The following is a 26,882-nucleotide window of genomic DNA, read 5'->3' as shown; positions in this document are numbered from 1 at the left end:
AACGGCACCGTGCGCCAGAATCGGCGTATAGCGGCCTGCTCTCGGGTGGCCGCGTCCTGCCAGCCTTTGATGGCCGGGCGTTTGTCCGCTGGGCGCAAAGGAAACACATAGTTCCCGGCCGCCGCCGCGGCCAGTGCCATCTGCATCATCGGCGCGACCCGTTCGGCGAAGGGGGCACCCGGCGCGATGTGGGCTAGTTGCACGCCGACCGCGTCCGCCCAGTGTTCGACGGTCATGATCGGGGGCCCGTCGGCTGACGATCGGGACGCGGATCAGTGGGGTCGTATCGGCCGGGATTCCAGTCTTCGACGTCGGCCCCGCATACCGCGCACTCGGGATAAGCGGAGCCGCGGGCCGTGACCTCCACATGGTGGCGATGTGTGCGGTAGACGCAGCTACAGCCCGATTCGGCGTAGTATTCGCGTTCGCCGCCGTCGGGATGATTGTGGTGCCACTCCCGTGCTGAGACGTCCTGCTCGTCGAGGATCGGGTAGTCCTGCAACGCGGTGATGATCCGGTCGAGCTCACGCAGCGCGGCGGCGTCGTCGGCGCGCACGGTCAGGGTGTGGATCCGTGCGCCCGGCCAGAGATCGACGCGATAGTCAGTGCCGAAGGGTGAGACGGCGGTGATATATTGTTGCGCGAGTGCGTAATTGGATTCCTGAATCGCGGTGTCGCCGCGGGCGTTGACCGACAAGGGTGTGGTCAGCCAGAACCAGTCCTGCCGATCGGTTCGGCGGGCCCACCGGACGCTGTCGCATTCGCGGCTGTGGGCTTGAAGGTTTTTCACGAGCGGAGTCACTGCGGCGATTCGGTCGGCACGGCGGTTGCGTGCTCCTGGCATAAGATTTGTCCCCTTCCTACGAGCAGGCATTCGGGATCCGGTGGTGCGCACCTGAGGTTCCGGCGGGCGCTGCTCGTCGCTGGCCCGCCGGAAATCGGGCACTGATTGGCTGGGTCGGGGTCCTCAGACCAGTACCGCGTGCGGGGCGGTCGTGCGGCGAGCTACATAACGGGGTGCCAGATATTCGTCTGCGTACCAGCGGCCCGGTGAAAGCCGGGGGTGATTGGCGTGCTCGCCGTCGACCGCCGGATCCACGCCCGGTCGAAAGATCCGCAAGTGGCCGGGACCGACAGCATGGTGGGGGCCGAGCGCGTCGTTGAACTCTGCGACGCTGCTGGGGTCGGCGACCACGACATTGGCCACGCCCGCGACTGCGGCAGCGGTGCGGTTCGCGATCGTGTCGAAGCCGGACGCGCTGCGGCGCAGGCGGGTGAACAGGTCGGGCATGTGCATCATGACCACGATCGGCACGCGACGATCGAACGCCGATACCAGCTCGGCGAGCTGCTCACCGTCGGCTGCCCCGGCGACATAGCGGGGTGCCGTGGTCAACAGGTCCTCGCCGACTCCCGGCCGCAAGCCTTGATCGAGCAGCGATGCCACGATCGACGGCGCGGCATACGATCGGCCCTCGCCCCGTACTTCGACACTGATGGTCGTGGAAGACGTGCCGGACAAAGGGCGGTCCTGCACAGCCCACAGCCGTGTTCGCTGAATGGCGCCTCCGTCACGCAGCTCGATCAGCGACGCTGAGTACTCGTCGTGATCGGGGCGCGAAAACTGTTGGCGCGCTGTGATAAAAGAGTTGACTGATGCTTCGGCGGCGACCCAGGTCGTGAACGCCGTCATCGCGGAGGCGAGTGCGTGCTGGGCGTGGTCGGTCCACGTCGCGGTGTAGAGAAGTTTCATGGTTCACTCCTGTGCCGAGGGACAGTGCGAGCACTCGCAGAGGCGGGGCTCGGCCCGTGTGGTGGGCGCGTCCCCCTCGCCACGGCGTCGGGAAGGGTGTCAAGCCTGCGGGCGCTTTTCCCGCAGGCTTGACACACGACCGAGCGCCGTCGGCAGCATCACAAGCGCCCGCCACACGGGCGAACCCGTCCACAAACACCGACACGTCAGTCGGGACGGTCGAGTCGTGCGTGTCTGGCGGTGCGCTGCTGGGTCTGTCGTTAAGGCAGGACGGGAATCGGTTCGCGGCTGTTCGAAATCGCCGCCGGAGATGATCACCAGCAGGCAGGTAGTCCGGCCGGGAGAGCCTGAGTGCTCCGTCGATGGCCTCGTGGTCGGCGATCTACGAGTGGAACGACCAATCGCCGGGTTGGGGTGCGTCGAACGGATGGCTGGGCGTATGAGCGTGGTCGAGAATTGGCGCGTTGTCGTACGGCTTGCGCCAAGATCCGTCGTTGGACGCGGTCGCGTGGCAGGCGGGGTCGGTGCATTTGCGGTGCCATCCGTGGAATACCGCGGCGTAGGTCAGGTGGTCGCAGTTGACCAGTAGCGAGAGACGACCGTCACGCGTCACGGTGGTGTCGGTGCCGTGGCGGGTGGCGAACAATCCAACCAGCAGGGCGTGCCAACTGCGCATAGCGTCGAGGTAGTGCGTCGATGTGCGGCCGTAGTAGTCGGCCAGCGACGAGAGGTGGTCTTCACACTTGGCTATCTCGTCGGCAGCATCCCGGCTGACGTGGATGTGGAATTGGTGCGGGCGATGGTCGATGACGGTTAGTTGGGGTTCGGGCACGGCCGGGTCGTCGAAGGTACTCGGCCAGATATTGACCAACTCCAATCCGATCGTGGTGGCAGCGCTCCATTGGTCGGCGCGGGAGGTGACCGCGCCGGCGAGCGCCTGCCACTGGATGCTGGGAATCGCGAAGTGTCGAGGATCGAGTGGGTGGTCGTGGTCGAAGTCGTCGAACCGGCGGCCGTGGTCGGCCAACAGCGTGTCGAACAGGCCGCGAACCGCGGCGGAGAGCAACTCCGGCATAGATGTTGCGTTGGCGATGCCCTCGGCGAGGGCACCGATTTCGGTGTCGGTCAACGCACGACGAACTTCTATCGCAGGGGTGGGCATGACAGACTCCTGGTAAGTTGGAGCGACTGGGGCGCAAGGCAATTGGCGTTGCGTGGGTGTTGTTTGGCGGCCGACGAGGTGAGCAGACGTGGCCCGGTCACGGTGGCGGCGATTCGGTGTGGGTTGATCACGGTCGAAGGTCGCCGGAATCGGCTTCGCGGCAGATGATTCGGGAGCTGGTGGACTAAGCGGGAAAGCACGGTCGTGAGAGTGGTCTCGGCGAGGAGGTCGGGCGGTACCGGACCGCCCGACCCCACTGCGTCAAGCGGCGGCGTGTTCGGCGTAATAGGTTTGGACGTGCTCGCGTAGTTGGTTGTGGACCTCCTCGACCCACGCGATGTCACCCTCGATTGCGACCTCGGAGACCGCGACCTCGACAGGTTCGCCGCGGGACACGAATGTGGGTGTTTTCCCGGCTCGATACGCCGTGATGTGGATGACGCCGGGCTCGGTCACCGGTTCGCGCTCGCCGCGCCACCAGTTCTGCGGATGACGCCAGAACGCGCGGTAGTCTACGTCGCCGACCCGCCATTCCCAGCGTTCACCTTCGGCGGTGTGATGGTGATCGAGTTTGACGCTGCCGCGCTTCTTGCTCGGACGCGGACGAACCGGCGCGGCATCGAGGTTCACGAACACCTCGGGGAACTGCTCACGGGCCTGCGCGGCGGTGAGATGGCCGACCACCTTGTGATACGGCAGCGGCTGCGGACGGCAGTTGCGGCGGGTCAGGGCCCTCACGGTTTGAATTCGGCCGCCGACGCTGTCGTAGAGACCGGCCACACTCAACGACTTCGGGTTGACCCGAGCGACCTCGTGCCAGCTTCCGTGAGCCCACGCGACGAAGTCCCCGACCACGAAATCATCTGGACTCCAGACGTGCACACCCGCCTCGTCGAGAACTTGCCACCAGTAGTCGATTTCCTCGAGTTTCTCCACGATCTCGGCGCGCGTGATCGCCAAGGCGTGATCCGACCACCGGTCGCCATGCTCTTCCAGTGCCTTGCCGATACGGCGGAGGTCGGTTTCGATGCCGAGGATGCGGCGTTGGGTGGTGCCCGGGTTCTCTTTGTAGGCACGGAAATTCGCTGCCGCCGTCGCACGGTCGATACGGTGTTTGGCCTTGTCGTAGAGGGCCCACGTCCTGCCCTCACGTTGCCACAGCCGATCCAGCAAACGACGGTGACGATGCTCGGAGTAATGACCGACGAGAATTGGTTGACCGTTGAGCATGTCGTAGGTGCGCTGGTTGGCCGCTCGGATGGTGTCGGATGTCCAGAACTCGCGCCGCGCCATGTACTGCTGATAGGCGGCTCGATCGCTGGCGCGGTCGTATTTCTCCTCCATGAACCCGGCGAAGTCGACTGCTGGCGTCGTGTCGTCGATCTCGACATCGGTGTCGTGACCGAGTTCGCGGAGCCGCGCGACCGCAGCGTCGATCTTGTAGGTGTCGGCTCGGCGACGACGCGAATGCGGCAGATACCAGTACGGATCAGCCAACTCGTCATACTCGGGAAGGTTCTCCGACCCCCGGAAGTTGCAGGGCCACTCGGTGAGGGCCTTCCCTACTCCGGCGATGCCGCGGTAGGTTCCGTAGACTAGAGTGCCAAGTTGACGATTGTGGCGAATAGTGATGTGACTCATCTGATTACGTCCTTCCGACGAAGGTGCAGTCGAAAATCAGAGAGCTCGCCGGACGTAAGGGGTGTCGGGCGATGCTTGAGCAAGCCGATCCCGGATGCGGGACCAGGGGGGCGCCGGGGTCGCAGTCGGGACTGGCGCGGTGTGAGGGTTGTTCAGATGGCGTGGCTGGTGGCGAAGCGCGGTTCGCGGCGCCGCCCACGCATCAGATCGGCGCTGAGTTGGTCATAGCCGGTAGCGAGATCGATTAGCGCGGTCTCGATTTCGCGGATCCGCGCACTCCCGGCACGGGCGAGAACGGCATGGGTGATCGTGAGCGCGACAAGCCGGTCGATCACCGCGACGAGCGGCTCGGTGTGCACGCGGGCGTTTCGGTGACGGCGATGCGGCAGCCGCTGGCGGATGTGATGGTCGAGCTCAGCGAGCAGTACCTCGTGGGTGAGCGCTGATTCGGTGGCCGTGGATTGGTCGCCGGGGTCGAATCCGGGATGTTCCTGGTTGTGACTGCGCCAGCTGATCGCCGCCAAATCCGTTACCAGACCCAGCATTTCTGGATCGCTACCGTTGATGAGAGTGTCAGAAAAGCACGCGGCGACCAGCAGCGGCGAAGCAGGCAGCCGATGTCTTGATTGGCGAGAACGTGTGCGCAGCCACCAGCGCGCTGTTGCGCGGGCGTGTGCCAGCGGGAGACGCCGGGACATCATTGCTCCGCCTTGCGGCGGGAGGTGACGTTGGCCGGTTCATGAGGGCGGCGGTCGAATTCGTCGCGAGTGATGGTGTCGGTCATCGCAATTACCTCCTGGGGTGGATGGGTGATGGGGTGGAGCTCAGACCAAGCCCATTGCGCGGATAGCGAGATCGTGGAGGGAGTCGGCGCGGTCGGGGTCGGGCCCATTTTGGCTGTAGCTGGTCGTACGTCCGAGGCGCTGCTTCCGTACTGGAGGTGAGATACCTTTGGAGTGATTGCATCGCAGCGTGATTGGTGTCACTGATGGGGATGTGCTCTACGTGCTCCACCGGTGGGTGCCAGCGCACGGCAGCGCGGATGTGCCCCGCAGCCACGCAAGCACCGCGCTCAGGGTTGGTGCGCCCAGGACAAGGAATTCAGTTGATGCGCCGAATTCGGGTAGCAGGGATTGGGGCACGACTGCATAGGTGATTCCCAGGAGCGGAGCGGCATCGAAAGCGGCCCACGTTCCCTCGACCGCTCGCAGTGCGCCATCGAGTCCGAGCTCGGCGACGAACAGGATCTTTTCCAGCGGCGTCGAACGAAATTCTCCAACGGCCGCGAGGACCGATACGGCTACTGCGAGATCGGCGATGCCGGTAGGCTGCGGCGCACCTGATATTGACAGCTGAACCTCGACCGGCGGCCAATGCTCAGCGCTGTTGAGCAGTGTGGCCCGCACCCGATCTCGACACTGTGGGGCCAAGTCCGTGTGTCCGGTTTCCGTCGGTGGAGGGATGCCGAGGGTGGCGTTCACCGAGAATGGCTGCGCCACCGGGCTTTCCAGCGTGACCGACCACGCCACCGCCCGGCTCATCGCGGACCGCGCGACAACAATGCCCACGCACGGCGCCGCTCATCGGCGCTCACCGCCAGACCTTGCCGAACAACGACCACCGGCCATGACAACGCTGCCCGGCGCTGAACCGGAAATTGGGCCAGCGGCCGACTCGGCTACCACCAGTGGGCGTGCGGCGGGTGAGCGTGCGTGTCAGACCGATCTTGGTCACCATCGAAAAATGAACGAACAAACGGTGATTCATGAAATGGCTCCTTCGGATTGGTCCGGGAGGACGGAAGTGAGTAGGGGAGCTGCTGGCTGACGGGTCTGCAGGACGCGGCAAGGCGGAAACGGTGTCCAGCGAAACAAGCTGGTGTGCAAGGGTATTGGGCAAAGTGGCCTGCGCCGAGCTCAGCGGATGAACCGCCGAGGTGCGGTCCGGTGGGGCGGGCGCACTCAACAGATACCGGCGGCCTCGGAGCCGGGGCAAGCGAAGCTTGACCTTGCGTCCGCCGGTGTAGAGCGCGCCGCCGACCCCCTCGGCCGCCGGCACGGAAACAGCCGTCGTGAATTATGTTTGAGCTGAATCGCTTTCGCGTCGTTCGAGGAGGTTCGGGGATCGTCGCTGCACGCTGGTGGAAAGGGTGCTGATGTCGAGGTCGGCTAGCCAATTGCGCCACGCGCCCTCGATCGTGGGTCGTGACCGCTGCGATGCGACCAGGACCGCGTACGCATGTCCGAAATCGATGGCATCGGCGGGGTCGATGCAGGCGGCGTTGCAGTACCCACGCGCATAGCCGATGGCTGCGAAGCACAGCAGGTGGGCTTGGCGATCTGTGATCGCGTGAAGCCACTGTTCATGGGTTGGTATGCGACTCATGAGGAAGGCTCCGGCCAGTCGGTGTCGATACCGAGTCCGTTGACAAACTCGGCACCGGAACGACCGAGGCGACGCATGCGATCCGGGTCCAGACCCAACTCGAGCGCGACCTCGAGCATGACCGCGAACTGATGCTCGGGATCAGCCTGCAGCGCCGCCTGCACCGCGACACCCGCTAATGCGCCGTCGCGACGAACATAGGCACTGTAAGCAAGCAGCGTCGCTGCCTGAGCGCGTTCTGGATCAGGCAAAGTACGGGTCAAATACGACCACAACGATTCCGCAGGGCGCGCAAAATTGCTCAACGCCGTTGCCAGCAATCCATCGCGAGTACGACGATCAGCCAGCAACGCAGCCGCCTCGGCGATCTGCGAAACCGTTGGCTGGCGACCGGAATCGAGCGCAGCGATAAGTTCGAGTACACGCTGGAAACCCCATCGAGTACCGCCATCAGGATCCCCGTCACGTCGGCTCGCGGCATAACGGCGCACGACTGCTGTCCTCGCGGCAGGCAACCGCCGTTCGACACGTTCGATTGTTTCCTGATCCGGTTCGATCAAGGCAAGAAGTTCCGAACGCGAAGCGTAGACCGGTTTGCGCTCAGTGGACGTTTCGTCAGAGGTTGTCGGGTCCGGAATCACCCCTTGGCGAGGGGGCCCGAGGATGTTCCACCACAGCCCACCTGGCTCGATCGCCGCAGTCGCCCACCCCCCGACCACACCGATCAAGCAATCAGCGAGATGCTCGACGAGAGAATTGATCAGTGTGGCGTGTGCTCCGCTGTCACGGCCGCCTCGCTGTGGAGCAGGGCCGGTGAGGCGGTCATCGACAAGCACCGCCAAGACCTCGGTGGAGTAAGCCGAAGCGCAGACCTTGGCGACAGCCTCGGCAAAAAGTACAGCAGGACCCCGGATGAGCCCGTCGGGCAGATCGAGATCGAACCGCATAATCGCGAACACGTGACCCGCATCGGCAGGCGGATCACACTCCGAGTCGGTCAACACCGCGATCAGGAGGGAACGTTCAGGAACGAAGCCGAGCATCGTCGGTATCGCGGCGATCAGATCACCGGCATCATCAACATAAGACACGGGAACTCCTCTGCTAGAGAACAGGATTGGAGACAACAAACCGAATCCCTCGGTTCGTCGCCGCTCGCCGACGGCGAGCAATTGACCCACCCCAAGACCGCGTAATGAGTCGTTGGGCGATGGGCGTCGCCTGGCTGCCCGCTTGCGGCGCGCGAGTCTGGTCACGGACCTCTGCCGGGCGGTGCCGTGCCAAACGATCAGCAGATTGGCTCGACGGCGTCGTGGCCTGGTCCCCGGAGGTCGAACAGGGTGTCAGTTGCGAGGATGGTCGGCCATGGCCGGGGTATCGGCAGTGCGGAAGATCCGCGTTGGAATGCCCGCTTGTTGGGCCAGGCGGGCAGTGTGGGTGGCACCGGGCGAGTTGTCGCGAATAAACGCCATACACAGATCGGCGCCGGCTCGCACCATCTGCTCGTTGCGCACGAACCCGGCGCGGCGTCCGAGCCGGTCCCAGTCGGCGGGATGTCGTTCAATCCGGCCGCCCCATGCTTGCCAGCACGCCTCGCATTGGACGTCGGCGCCATGCGGGCAGGCCCCCGACACCAGCACCACGTCCGGGGACCACACCTCGGCTAGGGCCGCCCGGATGGTGGCGCGGTCGGTCCAACTGCGGGAGCCAGTGATCAGGATTCGGCGGCCGCGACTAAGAGGGGCGTCGGGAGTCGGCGGTGAGGTGTGCGAGATGGTGACGGCCAATTCCAGGCGTACGCCATCGCGGTCGAAGGTGGGCTGGCTGAACATTGCTGTGGGCACGACAACCTCCAGGAAGTGAAGCAGCTACCGGTGCCGTGCAGAGCCGGAAAGTGTTTGAGCGCAATCGGTCTCGACGCCGGGCCCGTTGTGCGGGGCGCGCGTCGGCAGCCGCGGCGGCGGGAAGGGTGTCAAGCCCGCGGGCGCTTTTCCCCGCGGGCTTGACACACGACCGACCGCCGCCGGCACCATCTCCAAGCGCCCGCACAACGGGCCCGGCGACGCGACTATTCAGAAGTCGGTGTAGTCGGTGAACCGCTCGCCGGTCGCGGGGTCGCCGTGATAGACGGCTGGCCCATCGTTGAGGTTGATGCGGATCGGTCCGGTGTGATCGAAGGTATCGATATGCACCACCCGGCGATCGTCGTGTTCACCGCGATACACACCGTGACATTGATGTCGTCGCGGGTGATCCGGTCATCGACAAGTTCGGTGCCGCGCAGGAAAACCCGCGCCTTCGTCTCAGGGGCAACCGGATCGATGTGCAGCACAGTGTGTCCCGATCGGTCCTGCTCCACGCGAAGAGATCCCCACCGTGGGTCGGCGACGACGATCGGCGTGCCAGCGGCGGATGAATCTGGCGGTGGGGTTGCACTCGAACGGCGGTGAGGTTCACGGTCGTCGGTGAGTGCGATGATCAGGTGAGGCAGGGCGGTGCGGGCCTCGGCGATCGCCTCGCCGAGAATGTCGGAGGCGAAAGTGACGAGCTGGTCTTCGAAGTCGGCGTTTGGGTCGAAATCTGCACCGACGGACGCCTCACCGAGCAGTACACCCGCCTTGTGTACCGACACCGTGATGATGCGGGCGTCGAGTTCGGTGAACAACCGGGCATCCTGGCGGACCTGTCGCTCAGCCTCGACCTGCGCCGGGCCGCGGGCATACCCGAGTACCGATAGGTCCGCCCGACGATGTCCGATGGTGTAGCAGGGCAGAAAGTACCGCGGATAGTTGGTGGGCGTGGCGTGATCGTGGGCAATGACGTCGGGGGACCACGAATTGGTGTACTCGCCCAACCATGACCGGTCCGGATCGTCGTCCGGGGTAGTCCTGGCGGTGACGACGAGGCCGGTCAACTCCGGATCGTCAAGCAGGAAACGAACGGCGTCAGCGCCATAGGATTCATAGGTGTGCACGGGTTCGGGCGTGATCGCGTGACGGTGGGCCGCAGCGGCAGACATCCCGTCGGCGCGGGCAGCCCGATACCGTCGAATCACGTTGGCGTTGAGGGGCGATGGGAACATGTGCGGGCCTCCAGTTCTACGCGGCGGGCAAACCGACCGGCCCAGGCGTTGTCGTGATGGGCAAGCTGAACCGGCGACCGTTCGCTGGATGACGGCGGTCGGTGTCGACGGTTGCGGAGGGCCGTTCGGTGAAGTCACACACGACGACTTCGGTGGTTATCGGTCGCTGATGCCAGTCGTCGGTGTAGTAGGTGGTGTCGACGCTGCAGCCGGGCTCGAGGGAGATCCCGGTCGTCGTGTGGAACTTCTGGTACTCGGTGTCCGGGTCGTCGGTGTAACAGCGTTTGCCGCTGTGGCTGAACGGGGCTGACTGTTGCGGTACCAGGAACACGCCACGGCGGGCCAGGCTTGCCGCGACAGCGATAACGTGGTACTCGAATCGCGGACCGCGGTACCCCGGAGCGTTCGTTGTGCGACGAATGGGTCCGAATGGTGGGTTGGCGATAGCGGTGTCAAACGAGCGCAGGCGCATGGAGGGCACGGTCAGCACGTCGGCGCAGACCCAGGTGGCCTCGGGCATGATCCGCATGCCGACTCGGACGTATTCGGGATTGCGTTCCACACAGACGAATTCGCGAAGCTGCTCACCGTTCCAACGGTGGTCGAGCAGGTTACGGCACGCGAAGCTCAAGTGCCCGATCCCAGCGCACAAGTCGACGATGCGGGTTCCCACGACGTCGATCCGCATGTCGCCCGCCAGCCCCAACGGCGTGAAATAGGCTCCGTCCAAACAGTGCTCGGGGTTGGCGGCCTCGTGCCAGTGATCGAGGACGAATCTCTTCTCATCGTCGTCGAGGTCGCGGTCGGCATCGATCAACAGGCACGCTTCACGATGCAGCTTGGCTTGGCTCCTGCTCAATGTCGTAGACATACGAACTTCCTTCGCTCAGGGTTCGGTTGCCGATGGCCGGGAATGGGGTGGGATCGCGCCGATGCGCCGCGCGGGGTGGGCAACGGATCGAACAGCGAAATCTGGCCGGACGCCGGGACGCCGGAGCACGCACCGGTAGCTGTGGTCCGGCGCAGCGAGCGTGGAATAGGTTGCGGTGGAACGGGATCGGACCACAGACCGGGATCGGCGGCCGCCACACGCTCGGCGCAGGTACGCAACGCGTCCATGACCTTTTCCCGCCGTGAATTGCTGCGGGGCGATGCTGATCGGAGTCTGAATTAGCACGGATGGCAAACACCTCCCAGGAACACTGGGATCTCGGAAATCTCGGACGGGACAGGGTGAATGGAAATTCCCGCCGCCGAGAAACGCGCCTTCTCCAAACAGAGGGCCGGGTTTGCGGGTCGGCGGGCTGGCCGTTCAGTCCGCCTTGGCGGCGGAAAAGGGGTGTCAAGCCGCACGCTTTTCGCGGCTTGACACCCCCCGCCGCCAAGGCAGACTGAGAAGGCCCGCCGACCCGCGAAGACCGGCCTCTCGTCTACCTCAATCTGCGTCGGTCTCGCGCAGGAGCATGTGCGTGAGCGCAGCACCCATTCCGAGCACGACAACCGGCAGGCACGCGACCATTGTCGTGATCGGCCACGGTGCGATCCGGGTTTCCGCGGCTTGCAACAGGTGGTAGGCGATCTGCCCGACAGCGCCTAGCGTCAGGCTGCCGATGGCCGACCACTTGGCGTAGTTGACGGTCTTCGCGGTCCGGACGCGACCCGACAACCAGACATACAAGGCGTAGGACGCGTACGCTTCGACGCCGATCGGCAGCGTGATCGCGGTGTTGAGGCGGCCGGAATCCCAGATGCCCGGCAAAGGATGGATGATACCGAACCCGGTCAGCTCACCCAGACCGACCCAACCGGACCACACCGCCAACGCTGCGGGCAGCGCGATCAGCAGCACGGGCCAGATCCTGACCGGGCGAGACGACGTCCGCGGCGCTTCAGCTGCTCGAGCGTCGAGACCGGATTCGTCGTCTTTGACGCTATCAACCGTCAACTCGTTGAAGGGTGACGCGTCGACCCGGCGGTGCTCCGGCATGAGTACATCGACAGGCGACGGGTCGATCTCGTCATTTGTACGAGACTTTGTAATTGACGCGTCCACCGGTTGCTGTTCGAGCTCGAGTGTCGTCACCTCAGTGACCGTGTCCTCCCTATCCGCGAGACCGACGCCGTCAGGCGACGCGGGCAGGGCGTCGGCGACTCCGGCAGTAGCGTGCCGATCCGGGTCGGCAGGCCGAGGCCGGCGGTGGTGCGTTCGCCGCCAATCGTTGACCACGTTTGATGCGTGCTGACGCGAGACCTGTGCTCCGCAGCGCGCCAGCACCGAGCGCACGTCGTCGGTCTTCGGGTCTCCAAACAGCTCGCACACGAGCTGCATCATGTCCTTCTTGGTCGAGCAGCTTTTGAGGGCTGTTCGGAGCATGGCATCGTCGGGCACCTCCTCTAGCGGGTTGAAACCTTCGGAAAGCGGTGTCACCGCGCCTTCACTGCTGGGGCGTGTCGTAGGACAGGTCGCTTCGATGGTCATAGTGGTGTCTCCATCCGGCCGGTTCACGCCGCTGCGGCGAGTGGATGGGGCTCGCCGGTCAATGTGGCCAATGCCAACGCGACTTCCTCGAGGCTGGCGCGGGTGTAGATGACGGTCGAGCCCTCGGATTTTCCTTCGGCGTGCCCGGCGTAGGCGCGGGCCACGGCGAAGCCGAAGTTGCGTTCCACCCACTTCAGGGTCGTGTGCCGCAGCCAGTGGGTGCTGATCTGCTGTTTTTCGACCCACGGCAATTCGAGCCCGATTCGGGTCCACAGTCCGTCGTAGCGGCGGCGGGTGATCGGTTTGCCGTTGCGGTAGCGCAGCAGTTGTTCACCGGGTTGCACGCCGCGCTCGCGGGCGTGATGGAGCAGGTTCGCCATCAGAGTGGGCGAGATCGGTTGCCAGCGAGGGATTTTGCCTTTCTCGACGAGGTAGATCAGGCATTGCTGGGGGTCGAGGTCGTCGAGGCGTAAGCCCAGGGCCCCGCCACGGCGGCACGCGGTCTCGGCGTGCAAGCGCAGCAGCAGCGTGTCCAGGTCCGGGTCGTTGCCGGTGGTCGCGGCGACCCGCGCGATCTCGGTGAGCTGCTCGAGCGGGAGGCCACGCCTGGTGGACGGGATGCGACGCGGTTTGGCGACTCGTTTGGCCGGGTTGTCGCCCGGCCGGAGAAGTCCGTCGTTCTCGGCGTGTTTGTAGAGGAACCGCAACGCGCTGATCATGGCCTCGGCGGCGCCGCGGCCGTCGCGGGCGTTACGGTCCTGTTTGGCGTTGCGTCGAGCGGTGTCGCGCATCTCGGTGATTTCCGCGGCGGTGGGTTCGTCGATTCGGCGGGAGCCCCATTCCCGTTCGAGGTATTTCCAGTGGGTGTTGTAGGTGCGCAGGGTGCTTTCCGAGGTCGCCCGCTCGCGTACGAGAGGGATGTAATCGGCGAATGTCGGTGCGGGTGGGCGGATGTCGAGCAGATCGGCGGCGGTGATGCCCATCCGGGCCAGTAGGGTGCGTGCGGCGTCGAGTTCGGCGGAGGTGATCGCGGGGGTCGCGGTTGTCATGGCTGCTCACCGCCGTCGATACGGTCGCGGATCTCGGTGACCAGGTCCGCGAGCGCGACCTGACAGATGATGATCAGCCGCCGCTGGTCGGGATGGGCGGCCAGCAGCACGCGGTCGCCTTTGCGCAGGCGGATCGCCTTGCGGATGTCGGCGGGGATGGAGAGTTGGCCGTTGCGTGCGATCGTGTGTCCGCCGGGCTCGCCGTCGGTGACCAGCAGTACACCGGGCGCGGCGGGCCGGATCCGGACCGGGGTGCCCGGGTTCCAGTCGAGTGAGCCGAGTACCGCGCGCTCGGCCAGGCGTCCGGCGTGGTTGACCAGCACGGAGCCGTAGACGACACGAGTCCGGTCCAGCGAGGTCGGCTGCATCGGGTCCAGGCGCCCGCCCCGCAACCGCTCCGTCGGGATGCCCGAGTCCGGTGCTGCATCGGCGGGATCGGGTGTCGTGCCTGATGTGGGTAAGGCAAAGGGGAAGAGGCCAGCGATATCCGGCGTCTCCGCAGCGTGTTCTAGCGTGCTAGAACACGCGATACGAGGAAGGTGTCCAGGAGTACCAAAATTGTGCGCCATCAGGGACTCGAACCCCGAACCCGCTGATTAAGAGTCAGCTGCTCTGCCAATTGAGCTAATGGCGCTTGCTCCGTGTTCCGGTGCGGGACAAACCTTAACAGGCCGAGGCGGCAGATGTGAAATCGCCTCCTGAGCGGGGGTGATGACGGTTCGGTCGCGGGTGTTAACACCGAACCGGACAGTTCGGATCTATCCGGTGTAACACGTCTGTGTCGGCGCGGGATTCGCGTTGGTGCGAGCGTCTCGGACTGGCAGAATGACCGAACGTGGTCTCGACCGCTCCGCAGGCACGGCGGGTTGAGCTGTAGGCGGTTGGGATCCGAAGCCATCGGTGTGCTTCTGATGCACCGAGACTTGAAACGGGGTTGGAATGAGCGTTGGTCATGGTCGGCGTCGGTGGATACGACATATCACCGCACCTCTCGTCGCATTCGCGGTGGCCGCGTCGGTGTTATCGGGGTGCTCTTCGTCGGACTCGGCGGACTCGTCGTCGATCGCCATCGACCGGAACCCGCTGGTCGAGCTGATCAAGCCGAAGCTGTTGTCGCCGATCAAGGACGGCGAGATGGGGGTCTCGCCGGGTGTACCGCTGGCCTTCCAGGTCGAGGACGGGAAACTCACCAACGTGACGTTGGCGAATGCGCAGGGTAAGCCGGTGAACGGCAGGCTGGCCGCGGATGGCCGGTCCTGGGAGACCACCGAGGTGCTCGGTTACGGCAAGGTCTACCGCCTGAAGGCGGACGCGATCGGCCTCGGCGGCGCCAGCTCCACCACGCTCAGTTTCACCACCAGCTCCCCGGACAGCCAGACCAAGCCGTATCTGCTGCCCGGCGAGGGCGAGGTGGTCGGCGTCGGCCAGCCGGTGGCGATCCAGTTCGACGAGACGATTCCGGATCGCAAGGCCGCCCAGGATGCGATCAAAATCACTACCGAGCCGCCGGTGGAGGGCGCGTTCTACTGGGTGAATAATCGCGAGGTCCGGTGGCGTCCGGAGAATTTCTGGGCGCCGGGGACGAAGGTCACCATCGACGTGAACGTGTATGGCCGTGATCTGGGTGACGGTCTGTACGGCCAGGACAACATCCACTCGTACTTCACCATCGGTGATGCGGTGATCTTCACCGCGGACGACAACACCAAGCAGGTGGTGGTCGAGAAGAACGGTGAGGTCGTCCGGACCATGCCGACCTCGATGGGGAAGAACAGCACGCCCACCGACAACGGCATCTATATCGTCAGCGACCGGCACGAGAAAATCATCATGGATTCCTCGACCTACGGTGTGGCGGTGAACTCGCCGGACGGGTACAAGACGCCGGTCGACTTCGCGACGCGAATCTCCTACAGCGGCATCTTCTTCCACTCGGCGCCGTGGTCGGTCGGGCAGCAGGGTTACAGCAACACCAGCCATGGGTGTCTGAACCTGAGCCCGGCGAACGCGCAGTGGGTGTATCAGAACGCCAAGCGTGGTGACATCACCATCATCAAGAACACCGTCGGCGGAACGTTGTCCGGCGTAGACGGTTTGGGGGACTGGAACATCCCCTGGCCGGTGTGGAAGGCGGGCAACGCCGACCCGCGTTGAGCGGCGACGTCAACGGGCCATCAGCAGTAGCTGGTGGCCCGTTCGTCGTTTGCGGGTCCCATCTCCGTAGTCGCACACGTTGTGACATCTGCACGCGTGTCGGTGTGCAACTCGTCAGCAGGCGTGCGGGGCGGGGCCGGGCAAAAGAAAAGGCCCGGGCTGGAGATTTCTCTCCAGCCCGGGCCTCTCAGGGTGACCGACGGGACTCGAACCCGCGACAGCCAGGATCACAACCTGGTGCTCTACCAACTGAACTACGGTCACCATCACCGGATGAACACCGGCGCCGTCGATATTAGCGTGTCACCCCTTCGTCTCCCTAATCGGTTTCCGACGAGGCGTTGACCTGGGCTGATTCGGCGGGTCCCGCGGCGTTGCCGATCTCGGCGGCGATCGCGGCGATCTCCGTGGTGGACGGTCCGGGGGGTGCGACGAACGCGGTCCGGCGGTAGTACTCCAGCTCGCGGATGGATTCCTTGATGTCGGCCAGCGCGCGGTGGGCCAGGCCCTTCTCCGGCTGACCGAAGTAGATGCGCGGGTACCAGCGGCGGCACAACTCCTTGATCGAGCTCACGTCGATCATCCGGTAGTGCAGGTGGGCGTCGAGCGTGGGCATGTCCCGGGCGATGAAGCCGCGGTCGGTAGCGATCGAGTTACCGGCCAGCGGCACAGTGCGCGGAGTGGGCACGTACTGGCGGATGTAGTCCAGCACCTGCTGCTCGGCCTCGGCCATGGTGACCGTGGAGCGGCGCACCTCCTCGGTCAGCCCGGAGCGCGCATGCATGTCGACGACCACCGCGGGCATGGCGGCCAGCGCCGCGTCGTCGGCGTGGATCACCACGTCCACACCCTCGCCGAGGATGTTGAGGTCGCTATCGGTCACGAGCGCGGCCACCTCGATCAGCTTGTCGCTGTCCAGGCGCAGGCCCGTCATCTCGCAATCCATCCACACCACGTATTTATCTGACACGGCAGCAACATTAGCTGTGTCGTTTTTGCAGCGCCTGCGGCGGCGCGCGAACGGCGCATTCGAGGGAGAAGTCCGCGCCGTCGCAGGGAGGCGAGACCACTGGAGGGTCCCTCAGGGATACAGTTTCCCGAGATCGGCACAGGCGTTTTCGGTACGACAGCAAACACTGCGTTAGCAGTTCGAGTCAGACCAGACGGAGGACGTGCGATGAGTAGCCCCCAGGAGAAAGCTGCTGCGGCGCGTAAGGCTGCTGAGGACGCGGCGCGGGTTGCTGCGGAGGCGGCTGCGGCTGCGGAGGCCGCCGAGCGTGAGCTTGCCGAGCAGGAGGCGGGTGAGAAGGGCGTGCAGGCCAAGACGAAGGCCAAAGCGGAGAGCGCGGCGGCCAAGGCTGACGAGACTGCCGCTGCCGCCGCCGAAGCAGCGAGCAAAGCCGATCAGAAGGCGGACGCTGCGGGGGCAGGCGAGGCGGACACCGCAGCCAGCAAGGGGTCGGCGGCCGCACAGGAGATCGCGGCCGGGTACGCCTTCGATGGGGTGGCACTGGAGCTCGGCACCGTGGTGGTCGACGGCGAGGTGGATCCGGCCGCGCGGGTGCGCATTCCGATGCGCACCATGAACCGGCACGGCCTCGTGGCAGGCGCGACCGGCACCGGCAAGACGAAGACTTTGCAGGGCATCGCCGAACAGCTGTCGGCCGCAGGGGTTCCCGTGGTGCTCGCCGACATCAAGGGCGACCTGTCGGGCCTGTCACAGCCGGGGGCGGCCAACGACAAGTTGAGTGCTCGCGCTGCCGAGACCGGCGCCGAGGACTGGAAGCCGACGGGCTTCCCGACCGAGTTCGTCTCGCTCGGCACCAACGGCATCGGTGTCCCCATTCGCGCCACCATCACCTCGTTCGGCCCGGTGTTGCTCAGTAAAGTGCTGGGGCTCAACGAGACTCAGGAATCCACGCTCGGGCTGATCTTCCACTGGGCGGACAAGAACGGTCTCGCGCTGCTGGACCTCAAGGACTTGCGCGCGGTGATCACGCATCTCACCAGCGCGGAGGGCAAGGAGGATCTCAAGGGCATCGGTGGGGTCTCGGCAGCCACCGCGGGCGTGATCCTGCGGTCGCTGGTCAATCTGGAGGCCGACGGCGGCGACACGTTCTTCGGTGAGCCGGAACTGGATCCGAGCGATCTGGTGCGCACCGCGGGCGGGCAGGGCGTCATCACGCTGTTCGAGCTCGGCGCGCAGGCGGCGCGGCCGGTGATGTTCTCCACCTTCCTGATGTGGGTGCTCGCGGATCTGTTCCAGACGCTGCCCGAGGTGGGCGACGTGGACAAGCCCAAGCTGGTCTTCATCTTCGACGAGGCGCACCTGTTGTTCGCGGACGCGTCGAAGGCGTTCCTGGACCAGGTGGAGCAGACCGTCAAGCTGATCCGCTCCAAGGGCGTCGGCGTGTTCTTCTGCACCCAGCTGCCCACCGACATCCCGAATCAGGTGCTCTCCCAACTGGGTGCGCGCATCCAGCACGCGCTGCGCGCCTTCACCCCGGACGATCAGAAGGCACTGTCGAAGACGGTGCGCACCTATCCCAAGACCAGCACCTACGACTTGGAGAAGGCCCTCACCTCGCTCGGCACCGGTGAGGCCGTGGTGACGGTGCTTTCGGAGAAGGGCGCACCGACCCCGGTGGCATGGACCAGGATTCAGCCGCCCCGCTCGCTCATGGACACCATCGGCGACGACGCGATCAAGTCGCGCGCACTGTCCAGCTCGCTGCACAGCAAGTACGGCCAGACCATCGACCGCGAATCGGCCTACGAGCTGCTCGCCGCGAAAGTCGCTGCGGCGGACCAGAGCCCGGAATCCGCCCCGGCACCCGGTCGGGCGTCGAAGACCGACGAGGACTCCACCGCCGAACGCATCATGAAAAACCCTGCGGTCAAGAGCTTCCTGCGCTCGGCGGCCACCGCTGCGGGCCGGGAGATCAGCCGCAGCATCTTCGGCACCCGAAAGCGCTGACAGCCAGTCGATTTCCCGCGCACAGTGTGGTGTGCGGGAAATCGTGAGCAGACGCAGCTCGAACCGTGAGGGTGTAGTTGAGTTCCCCGTCGGGGTTCAGCAGACCAAGCGCGCCGCAATGAGTCCGTCAGTGTGTACCGCGATCGAGCCCCGTCAGCTCGCGTCACGATCGAGCAGACTCGGTTCGCGGCGAACGAGTTGTGCGTAGTGACCCTCGCGTACGGCGATGACGCGGGTGCGTGGCGAACCATGCTGATACGCACCGGTGCACGGCACCGCGAGCAACTCACCGGGCCGCAGGTCGGCGGGCAGCCGCACCTCGGTGGCGAGGATGACATCGCCCGCTCGCCCCGCGACGGTCGCGCTCACCAGCGGACCGGTCACCAGGCGATTCGCCACGACTGTCCCCGCGAAAGTTCCTACCCGCGTGCGTGTCTCGCTGTCGATGACGACGGAGACATGCCCGCCGTCGCTGTGCTTGACCGACAACACCCGGTACAGCGTCACCCCGGCCCGCGCCACGATCCCGCGCCCCGGTTCGAGGACGACCCTCGGCCGCGGAAAATGCTGCCGGGCGCACGCCGCGTCGAGGGCATCCTCGATGATCGCGGCGAGTTCGGCGAGGTTCATCTCCGCGTCACCGTTGCGGTAGGCGATGGCGTGCCCGCCGCCGAGATCGAGATCGGTGAGCATGCGCTCGTGGTCGTGCCGGACCACCGCCATCTCGGCGACCATCCGGCGGATCGCCTCGCCATAGTGATCGGGGTTGTAGATCTGCGATCCGAGGTGGCAGTGGAAGCCGATCAGCTCGAGCATCGGCGCGCCCAGCACCCGTGCCACGGCCTCGGTGGTGGCCGCACCGAGCGGAAACCCTGGTCGGTCCGCCTCGTGGGCAGCGTCTCCGTCGATACCAGGAGCTACGCGCAACAGCACCCGCTGCGGGCGGGCCGCGAGAACGGTGGTGAGCAGATCGATCTCGGCGAGCGAACTCAGCACGATCCGGCCGACCTGCCGCGCCACCGCGGTCTCCAGCGTCTCGCGTGATACACCGTTGGCGTGCAGGATGATTCGCTTCGGATCGACCCCGGCCGTGAGCGCGGCGGTCAGCTCGCCGGACGAGCACACGACCACCGACAGCCCCTCGCCGGTGACCCAGTCGGCCACCGCGCCCAGCAGTAACGCTGTTGCGGCGTAAGCGATCTCGTCCTCGGCGAAGGTATTGCGATACGCGCGGCAGCGCTGTCGCACTTCCCGCTCGTCGAGCACCCGAGCGGCGGTGCCGTACGTTTCGGCGATGTCGACCAGCGCGACCCCACCGACCACAATCCGACCCTCGTCGTCATACCTCGCGTCGCTGGGCCATACCGCGGAATCCAGGTGCGCGGCAGTTCCCGACCGCATCGGCGAGAAGAAGTCCACTAGCGTCACGGGTGCTCTCCTGATCCGCTCCCCGCTTTCTCCATCTGCGGGGCCTACCAAGACTTACGCCGCCGAACCGCCAGGGAGCAGTCGCTTAGCGCAACGTTGACCACCCGCGACCCGATCTTGACGGATCACTGACGCGCCGGACCGCACGGCGAGCAAACGCCGCGCGGTCCGGCGGGGACACTCAGCAGCCGACGTCGCGGCACATCAGATCGGCGATGGTCTCCCGGCGCACCAGCTCCCGGCACTGCCCGTGCCGCACCGCGACGATCGGCGGCCGGCCGACGCTGTTGTAGGACGAGGCCAAGCTGTGGTGGTACGCGCCAGTAGACGGCACCGCGAGCACCTCGCCGGGCCGCAGGTCGACCGGCAGTTGGACGTCGGTCGCCAGGATGTCGCCCGCCTCGCAGAAGCGGCCGGCCACCGTCGCGGTCATGCTGGCGCAGGTCGGGTGCCGGTTCGCGACGACAACGCTGTAGCGCGCGCCGTACAGCGCGACGCGCGGGTTGTCGCTCATCCCGCCGTCGACGGTCACATAGGTGTGCCCGCCCTCGATGTGCTTGACCGAGAGCACCCGATACAGCGTCACGCCCGCGTGCGCGACGATGGCCCGGCCCGGCTCCAGCGAGATGTGCGGGCGCGGGAAGTGCTGTCGTGCGCAGGCCGCGTCCAACGCGTCCTCGATGATCGCGGCGAGTTCGCCGAGGTTCATCTCGGGGTCGCCGGTGCGGTAGGCGACGGCGTGCCCGCCGCCGAGGTCGAGCTCGGTCAGCAGGTGTCCGTGGTCCTGCCGGACCCGCGCCATCTCGGCGACCACCCGGCGCACGGCCTCGCCGTAGTAGTCCGGGTCACAGATCTGCGAGCCGAGGTGGCAGTGGAAGCCGACCAGATTCAGTTTCGGCTGCCGCAGAATGCGCGCCACCGCCTCCGCAGCCGTGTCGCCGCCGAGCGGGAAGCCGAACTTCTGGTCGGTGACGCCGGTCTTCACGGCGGGATGTCCGTGCACGTCGATGCCGGGGGACAGGCGCAGCAACACATTCTGCGAGTCGGTGACCAGCGCCGAGAGCAGCGTGATCTCGGCCAGCGAGTCGACCACGATCCGGCCGACCCCCGCCTTGATCGCGGCGGTCAGTTCGTCGAACGACTTTCCGTTGCCGTGCATGATGATTCGGCGCGGGGCGACCCCGGCGGCCAAGGCGATGGCCAGCTCGCCGGACGAGCACACGTCCACCGACAGCCCCTCCTGGGAAACCCAGTTGGCGACCGCGCGGATCATCAATGCCTTACCCGCGTAGATGATCTCGGCCTCCGGGAAGGCCTTGCGGTAGGCGCGGCAGCGCTCCCTGACCTCACGCTCGTCGAGGACGTAGGTCGGAGTGCCGTACTGGTCGGCGATGTCGGCCAGTGCCACCCCGCCGATGGTGATGCGACCCGCGTCGTCGTAATGCGTGTCGCGCGGCCATACGGCCGAGTCGAGACGAGAGGGCATTCCCGACTTCAGCGACGGGAAGATTTCCAGCAGCGTCACGGTGTCTCCTGTGTGCGCCCCCGCTATTCCGTATGCGGGGCCGCTGTCAGGACTACGCCGATTCCGCTGGGGCAAACGTCCAGCTTACGGCTGCTTGACGACCGAAGGCCCGATCTTGACGGATCCCTGACCCCGGTCGTGAGGTGCGTCTCGCTAGCCGCCGAGCTTCTTGTAGAAGGCACCCGCGATCGGCGCGGTGACCGCGCGCGGACCGTACTGGCCTGCCACGCTCATCCCCTTGCTGATCAATCCGGGCACCACCCGCATCTTGTTGCGGGCCAGCGCGTCGATGGACACCTTGGCCGTGTACTCCGAGGACACCCACATGAAGTCGGGCACCAGCCGGTCGACGATCGACGCGTCGGCCGGGTCGGGCGCGTCGGTGCGCACCGGGCCCGGTGCGAGCAGCGTGACATGGACGCCGGAACCCTTGAGCTCGCCGCGCAACGACTCGGAGAACGTGTTGGCGAACGCCTTGCTCGCGGCGTAGGTGGCGTTATTGGGAATCGGCATGTTCCCCGCCGCCGAGCCGCTGATCAGGATCCCGCCATTGCCGCGTTCGATCATGCCGGGCAGCACGGCAAGCGTGAGATCATGCACCGCAACAGCATTCAGTTCCATCTGCGCACGCTCGTAACTCGGATCGAGCTCGGCAACGGCCCCGAACGTCGCGATGCCCGCGTTGTTGCACAGGATCGAGATATTGCGCGCCGAGAGCTCCTCGACCAGCGCCGCACGCTGCGTCCGATCGGCGAGGTCCACCGCGCGCACCTCGGCGGCGATCCCGTGCGCCAACGTCAGCCGCTGCGCCAGCTCGGTGAGCACTTCACCGCGCCGCGCGACCAAAATCAACGAATACCCGCGCGCGGCGAGTTCGGCGGCCAACGCCATGCCGATGCCGGAGGAGGCGCCGGTAACCACCGCGCGATTCTCAGAAGTAGGGGAGGGCAAGCTCACGCCAGGAGCCTATGCGATTCACCTCCGTCCCACGCACCCCTCCTATACGGCACTGGGAACGAGGGACCGCTCAGGTGAGCCGGTCGATCTTGGGTGGGGTGGCAATCTCAGTGGGGTCGGGGGAGCGGACGGGGAGCAGGGCGAGCAGGCCGAGGACGAGGACGAGGACGATGCCGATGATGCCGGCTCGGTCGGCGTCGAAAAGCCAGACGAAGAGGCCGAACAAGGTGGGGGCCAAGAAGGAGACGGCGCGGCCGGTGGTGGTGTAGAGGCCGAAGAACTGACCTTCGCGGCCGGGCGGGGCCAGCCGGGCGAGGAACGACCGGGCGGCCGACTGGGCCGGGCCGACGAAGACGGTGAGCAGCAGGCCGAAGATCCAGAACATCAGCGGGCCGGAGACGACGAGCAGGGCGAGACCGCAGATGATCATCGAGACCAGCGAGACCACGATGACGATCTTCGGTCCGCCGCGGTCGTCGAAGCGGCCCGCGACGATCGCGCCCAGCGCCGCAACCACATTGGCGGCGATGCCGAACAACAGCACGTCGGAGTCCGCGATGTCGTACACCCGAACCGCAAGCACCGCACCGAAGGTGAACACGCCCACCAGGCCGTCGCGGAATATCGCACTGGCGATCAGGAACGTGGCCGTGCGCCGGTCCGTCACCCACAGCTCGCGCAGGTCGCGCGCCAAGATCCGGTACGACGCGAAGAATCCCGCGTTGGCCGCGCCGGGATCGGCGTCGGTGCGCGGCAATTCGGGCACGGTGAACAGCACCGGCAGCGCGAACGCGGCGAACCAGACCGCCGCCACGATGGCGACCAGCCGGATGTTCAGTCCGTCATCGGTCGGTATACCGAGCAGCCCGCGCGTATCACCCTCGCCGGCGATGAAACCGAAGTAGCAGATCAGCAGCAAGAAGATGCCACCGAAATAGCCCATCGCCCAACCGAATCCGGACACCCGGCCGACCGTTGCGGGCGTGGACACCTGACGCAGCATCGCGTTGTACGGCACGCTGGCCAGTTCGAAGAACGCGGAGCCCAACCCGAGCAGCACCAGCCCGAGCCACAGGTAGTGGTAATCGTCGTGCACGAAGAACATCAGCGTCATCGACGCGATGCAGAGCGCCGTCAAAACAGCAAGGGAGCGTTTACGTTTCGCGGTCGCGTCGAACCGCTGCCCGCTGACCGGCGCGGTCACCGCCACCACCAGCCCGGCCAGTCCCAGCGCCCACCCCAGCCACGCACTCGGCGAAATCCCGCCCGGCAGATCATCACCGACCTTGTCGGTCAGGTACACGGAGAACACGAACGTGAGAATCACCGCGTTGAACGCCGACGATCCCCAGTCCCACAGCCCCCATGCCGCCACCTGCCCGCGCCCGGCGGCCTGCCCGACAGTCGCCCGCGCGTCCACCTCACTCATGCCTGCACCTCGCCGGCAATCGGCCTTGGCATGCGCGACCCGCGCTCCGACACGATTCGCTCGCCCATGCGGCGCAGCCTAATGCGATTCGGCCCGCGCAACCGGGTCAACGCCCGACACGAAACCCAGGGTATGCACTCAGTTGCATAGTACTGGGTGTCACGGTTACTCTGACCGCATGGCCCTCGAGCACGCATTGCTGGTATCGCTGACCGAGCGGGCCGGCTCGGGGTATGAGCTGGCGCGCCGCTTCGACAAGTCCATCGGGTACTTCTGGAGCGCGACGCATCAGCAGATCTATCGCGTGCTCAAGCGCATGGAGGAATCCGGCTGGCTGAGCAGTGAGTCGGTGGCCCAGGACGGCCGACCGGACAAGAAGGTCTACGCCGTGAGTGCGGCCGGCCGCGCCGAGCTGGCCCGCTGGATCGCCGAACCCTCGGACACCGGCACCCCGCGCAACGAGCTCGCGGTCAAGATCCGCGCCGCCGCCTACGGCGATATCGGTGCGCTGCGCACCGAGGTCGCGCGGCACCGCGACGAGCACGCCCAACGCCTCGACGTCTATCGCCTCATCGAGAAACGCGACTTTCCGGCACCGGATCAGCTCTCCGGTACGGCTCTGCACCAGTACCTCGTCTTACGCGCGGGCGTCCGCGTGGAGTCGGGGTTCATCGAATGGTGCGACGAAGTTCTGCACGCGCTGCACCCGCCCGCGACAGCCCCGCGCGGCGATTGACCGGAGAAAGGTGAGACAGGCATGAGTGCCTTCCCCCATTTGTTCGAGCCGCTCGACCTCGGCTTCACCACCCTGCGCAATCGCGTGGTGATGGGGTCGATGCACACCGGCCTGGAGGACCGCGCCTGGGACACCAACAAGCTGGCGGCCTACTTCGCCGAGCGGGCCCGCGGCGGTGTCGGCCTGATCATCACCGGCGGCTACGCACCCAACCGCACCGGTTGGCTGCTGCCGTTCGGCAACAAGCTGACCAACAAGACCGAGGCGTACCGGCACCGGGTGATCACCAAGGCGGTGCACAAGGAGGGCGGTAAAATCGCCATCCAGATCCTGCACGCGGGTCGCTACTCCTACATGCCCGGTAGCGTCTCCGCCTCGTCGATCAAGGCGCCGATCAACCCGCTCCGGCCGCGCAAGCTCTCGGCCAAGGGCGTCGAGCAGACCATCGACGACTTCGCGCGCTGTGCGAAACTGGCCCAGTTCGCCGGGTACGACGGCTGCGAAATCATGGGTGGTGAGGGCTATTTCATCAACCAGTTCCTCGCGCCGCGCACCAACAAGCGCACCGACAAGTGGGGTGGCTCGCCGGAGAACCGGCGCCGCCTCGCGGTGGAGATCGTGCGCCGCACCCGCGCCGCGGTCGGCCCGAACTTCATCATCGTGTTCCGGCTCTCCATGGCCGAGCTGGTCGAGAAGGGTCAGACGTTCGACGAAATCGTCGCGCTGGCAAAGGAACTCGAAGCCGCAGGCGCGGACATCCTGAACACCGACATCGGCTGGCACGAGGCGCGTGTCCCGACCATCGTGACCTCCGTGCCGCGTGCGGCTTTCGTCGAGTTCACCGCGAAGATCACCAAGCAGGTGAACATTCCGGTGTGTGCGTCCAACCGGATCAACATGCCGGAGATCGCCGAGGAGATCCTGACTCGCGGTGACGCGCAACTGGTTTCGCTGGCGCGCCCGTTCCTCACCGATCCCGAGTGGGTCAACAAGGCCAAGCAGGACCGGGTCGACGAGATCAACACCTGCATCGCCTGCAACCAGGCCTGCCTGGACCACGCTTTCCAGCACAAGACGGTGTCCTGCCTGCTGAACCCGCGCGCCGGGCACGAGACCGAGCTGAAGCTGCTGCCCACCCGGCGCACCAAGCGCGTCGCCGTGGTCGGTGCGGGCCCGGCCGGGCTGTCCGCAGCGGTCAACCTCGCCCAACGCGGGCACCACGTCGATCTGTTCGAGGCCGACGACAAGATCGGTGGCCAGTTCGACATCGCCCGCCGCATTCCGGGCAAGGAAGAGTTCAACGAGTCGATCCGGTACTACCGCCGGATGCTCGAAGTCACCGGCGTGACAGTGCATTTGAACAAGCGGGTGACCGCCGCCGAACTCATCGCGGCCCGCTACGACGAGGTGGTGCTCGCCACCGGTGTGAAGCCGCGCATCCCGAACATCCCCGGCATCGACCACCCGATGGTGCTGTCCTACGCCGAACTGGTCCGCGAGGAGCGCCCGGTCGGCAAGCGCGTCGCGGTCATCGGGGCCGGCGGCATCGGCTACGACGTGAGCGAATTCCTCACCGTCGAAGGACATCCCACGCTCAAGCTCGACGAGTGGAAGGAAGAGTGGGGCGTCACCGCCGACGACGAGCAGGTTCGTGGTCAGCTCACCAAGCCGAAGCCTTCGCCCGCCGCCCGCGAAGTCGTTCTCCTGCAACGCAAGACGACGCCGTTCGGCAAGGACCTCGGCAAGACCACCGGCTGGGTGCACCGCGCCGCACTCAAAGCCAAGGGTGTCGACCACATCGGCGGCGTCAACTACGAACGCATCGACGACAACGGCCTGCACATCAGCTTCGGCGAGAAACGCCAACGCCCCCAACTGATCCCGGTCGACAACGTGATCATCTGCGCGGGCCAGGAATCGGTCCGTGATCTGGAGGACGAGCTGCGCGCCGCGGGCATGAACCTCTACCTCATCGGCGGCGCCGAACTGGCCGCCGAGCTGGACGCCAAGCGCGCCATCGATCAGGGCACCCGCCTCGCCGCGCGACTCTGAGTGATCACCCGGTGTCGCCGGTGGGCGACACCGGGTGACCTCGTCTGATTTCCGCCAGCGTCGCGCCGGAATC

At 65.9% G+C, this 26,882-nt stretch carries 23 protein-coding genes and 2 tRNA genes; 4 read left to right on the top strand and 21 right to left on the bottom strand.

What is annotated here, in order from left to right; translation table 11 throughout:
- The 15 genes from NN4_RS06090 to NN4_RS06020 form a co-directional block, all read right to left on the bottom strand.
- The coding region (locus NN4_RS06090) for a bifunctional DNA primase/polymerase (protein WP_186818284.1) at nt 1-236 on the bottom strand (236 nt) is incomplete at its 3' end.
- Entirely contained in the window at nt 233-790 is a 558-nt protein-coding gene (locus NN4_RS06085) for a hypothetical protein (RefSeq protein WP_147128947.1), read from the bottom strand. The genes NN4_RS06085 and NN4_RS06090, both read right to left, overlap by 4 nt.
- A 177-nt stretch (nt 791-967) precedes the next feature.
- Nucleotides 968-1,753, bottom strand: a complete 786-nt coding sequence (locus NN4_RS06080; protein WP_147128946.1) for a hypothetical protein — start codon at nt 1,751-1,753, stop codon at nt 968-970.
- 382 nt (nt 1,754-2,135) lie between these two features.
- Nucleotides 2,136-2,915: a hypothetical protein gene (locus NN4_RS06075; protein ID WP_147128945.1), complete on the bottom strand. Its 780-nt coding sequence runs from the start codon at nt 2,913-2,915 to the stop codon at nt 2,136-2,138.
- Between the two features lie 261 nt (nt 2,916-3,176).
- Entirely contained in the window at nt 3,177-4,556 is a 1,380-nt protein-coding gene (locus tag NN4_RS06070) for a DUF3560 domain-containing protein (RefSeq protein WP_147128944.1), read from the bottom strand.
- Between the two features lie 152 nt (nt 4,557-4,708).
- Entirely contained in the window at nt 4,709-5,101 is a 393-nt protein-coding gene (locus NN4_RS06065) for a DUF4254 domain-containing protein (protein ID WP_147128943.1), read from the bottom strand.
- A gap of 456 nt (nt 5,102-5,557) precedes the next feature.
- Complete coding sequence (locus tag NN4_RS06060) at nt 5,558-6,085, bottom strand: magnesium chelatase domain-containing protein (protein WP_186818283.1); 528 nt, start codon at nt 6,083-6,085, stop codon at nt 5,558-5,560.
- A gap of 852 nt (nt 6,086-6,937) precedes the next feature.
- Nucleotides 6,938-8,032, bottom strand: coding sequence for a DUF4192 domain-containing protein (locus NN4_RS06055; protein ID WP_147128941.1), 1,095 nt, complete (start codon nt 8,030-8,032; stop codon nt 6,938-6,940).
- 252 nt (nt 8,033-8,284) lie between these two features.
- Nucleotides 8,285-8,785 (bottom strand): SLOG family protein, encoded by a 501-nt coding sequence (locus NN4_RS06050; RefSeq protein ID WP_222594994.1) that lies wholly within the window; start codon nt 8,783-8,785, stop codon nt 8,285-8,287.
- A gap of 224 nt (nt 8,786-9,009) precedes the next feature.
- The gene (locus NN4_RS06045) at nt 9,010-10,023 is read right to left on the bottom strand and encodes a hypothetical protein (RefSeq protein WP_147128940.1); all 1,014 of its coding nucleotides are present in this window, start codon (nt 10,021-10,023) and stop codon (nt 9,010-9,012) included.
- Between the two features lie 16 nt (nt 10,024-10,039).
- On the bottom strand, nt 10,040-10,894 hold the full coding sequence (locus tag NN4_RS06040) for a class I SAM-dependent methyltransferase (protein ID WP_147128939.1): 855 nt from the start codon (nt 10,892-10,894) through the stop codon (nt 10,040-10,042).
- 564 nt (nt 10,895-11,458) lie between these two features.
- Nucleotides 11,459-12,502, bottom strand: coding sequence for a hypothetical protein (locus tag NN4_RS45660; RefSeq protein ID WP_222594993.1), 1,044 nt, complete (start codon nt 12,500-12,502; stop codon nt 11,459-11,461).
- A 23-nt stretch (nt 12,503-12,525) separates the two neighbouring features.
- The gene (locus NN4_RS06030; protein ID WP_147128938.1) at nt 12,526-13,551 is read right to left on the bottom strand and encodes a tyrosine-type recombinase/integrase; all 1,026 of its coding nucleotides are present in this window, start codon (nt 13,549-13,551) and stop codon (nt 12,526-12,528) included.
- Nucleotides 13,548-13,919, bottom strand: a complete 372-nt coding sequence (locus NN4_RS44790; RefSeq protein ID WP_186818282.1) for an AbrB/MazE/SpoVT family DNA-binding domain-containing protein — start codon at nt 13,917-13,919, stop codon at nt 13,548-13,550. The genes NN4_RS06030 and NN4_RS44790 overlap by 4 nt, the downstream gene beginning before the upstream one ends.
- 193 nt (nt 13,920-14,112) lie before the next feature.
- Nucleotides 14,113-14,185 (bottom strand) — tRNA-Lys (locus NN4_RS06020).
- A 305-nt stretch (nt 14,186-14,490) separates the two neighbouring features.
- On the opposite strand from NN4_RS06020, the gene NN4_RS06015 reads away from it, so the two are divergent.
- Nucleotides 14,491-15,705 carry a L,D-transpeptidase gene (locus tag NN4_RS06015; RefSeq protein WP_147128936.1) on the top strand — a complete coding sequence of 405 codons (1,215 nt, stop codon included), beginning with the start codon at nt 14,491-14,493 and terminating at the stop codon, nt 15,703-15,705.
- A 191-nt stretch (nt 15,706-15,896) separates the two neighbouring features.
- Here NN4_RS06015 and NN4_RS06010 read toward each other — a convergent pair.
- Nucleotides 15,897-15,969, bottom strand: a tRNA-His gene (locus NN4_RS06010).
- Between the two features lie 55 nt (nt 15,970-16,024).
- Complete coding sequence (orn, locus tag NN4_RS06005) at nt 16,025-16,675, bottom strand: oligoribonuclease (RefSeq protein WP_147128935.1); 651 nt, start codon at nt 16,673-16,675, stop codon at nt 16,025-16,027.
- A 207-nt stretch (nt 16,676-16,882) separates the two neighbouring features.
- Here orn and NN4_RS06000 point away from each other — a divergent pair, with 207 nt between their 5' ends.
- Nucleotides 16,883-18,682: a helicase HerA-like domain-containing protein gene (locus NN4_RS06000; RefSeq protein ID WP_147128934.1), complete on the top strand. Its 1,800-nt coding sequence runs from the start codon at nt 16,883-16,885 to the stop codon at nt 18,680-18,682.
- A 153-nt stretch (nt 18,683-18,835) separates the two neighbouring features.
- Here the strand turns inward: NN4_RS06000 and NN4_RS05995 are convergent, their stop codons facing one another.
- The 4 genes from NN4_RS05995 to NN4_RS05980 form a co-directional block, all read right to left on the bottom strand.
- Nucleotides 18,836-20,110 carry a diaminopimelate decarboxylase family protein gene (locus NN4_RS05995; RefSeq protein ID WP_371865622.1) on the bottom strand — a complete coding sequence of 425 codons (1,275 nt, stop codon included), beginning with the start codon at nt 20,108-20,110 and terminating at the stop codon, nt 18,836-18,838.
- A gap of 181 nt (nt 20,111-20,291) precedes the next feature.
- The gene (lysA, locus tag NN4_RS05990) at nt 20,292-21,635 is read right to left on the bottom strand and encodes a diaminopimelate decarboxylase (RefSeq protein ID WP_135235334.1); all 1,344 of its coding nucleotides are present in this window, start codon (nt 21,633-21,635) and stop codon (nt 20,292-20,294) included.
- 153 nt (nt 21,636-21,788) lie between these two features.
- Entirely contained in the window at nt 21,789-22,592 is an 804-nt protein-coding gene (gene cmrA, locus NN4_RS05985; RefSeq protein ID WP_147128933.1) for a mycolate reductase, read from the bottom strand.
- Between the two features lie 70 nt (nt 22,593-22,662).
- Nucleotides 22,663-24,021, bottom strand: a complete 1,359-nt coding sequence (locus NN4_RS05980) for an MFS transporter (protein WP_147128932.1) — start codon at nt 24,019-24,021, stop codon at nt 22,663-22,665.
- 178 nt (nt 24,022-24,199) lie between these two features.
- Here NN4_RS05980 and NN4_RS05975 point away from each other — a divergent pair, with 178 nt between their 5' ends.
- Together NN4_RS05975 and NN4_RS05970 are read left to right on the top strand one after the other, a co-directional pair.
- A complete protein-coding gene (locus NN4_RS05975) occupies nt 24,200-24,757 on the top strand; it encodes a PadR family transcriptional regulator (protein WP_147128931.1) in 558 nt (185 codons plus the stop codon).
- Between the two features lie 21 nt (nt 24,758-24,778).
- Nucleotides 24,779-26,809 carry an NADPH-dependent 2,4-dienoyl-CoA reductase gene (locus NN4_RS05970; protein ID WP_147128930.1) on the top strand — a complete coding sequence of 677 codons (2,031 nt, stop codon included), beginning with the start codon at nt 24,779-24,781 and terminating at the stop codon, nt 26,807-26,809.
- The last annotated feature ends 73 nt before the right edge of the window (nt 26,810-26,882 follow it).

Origin of the sequence: Nocardia ninae NBRC 108245, from assembly GCF_007990755.1 — a bacterium.
Classification (GTDB): Bacteria; Actinomycetota; Actinomycetes; order Mycobacteriales; family Mycobacteriaceae; genus Nocardia; species Nocardia ninae.
This window is presented reverse-complemented; position numbering and strand designations above follow the sequence as displayed.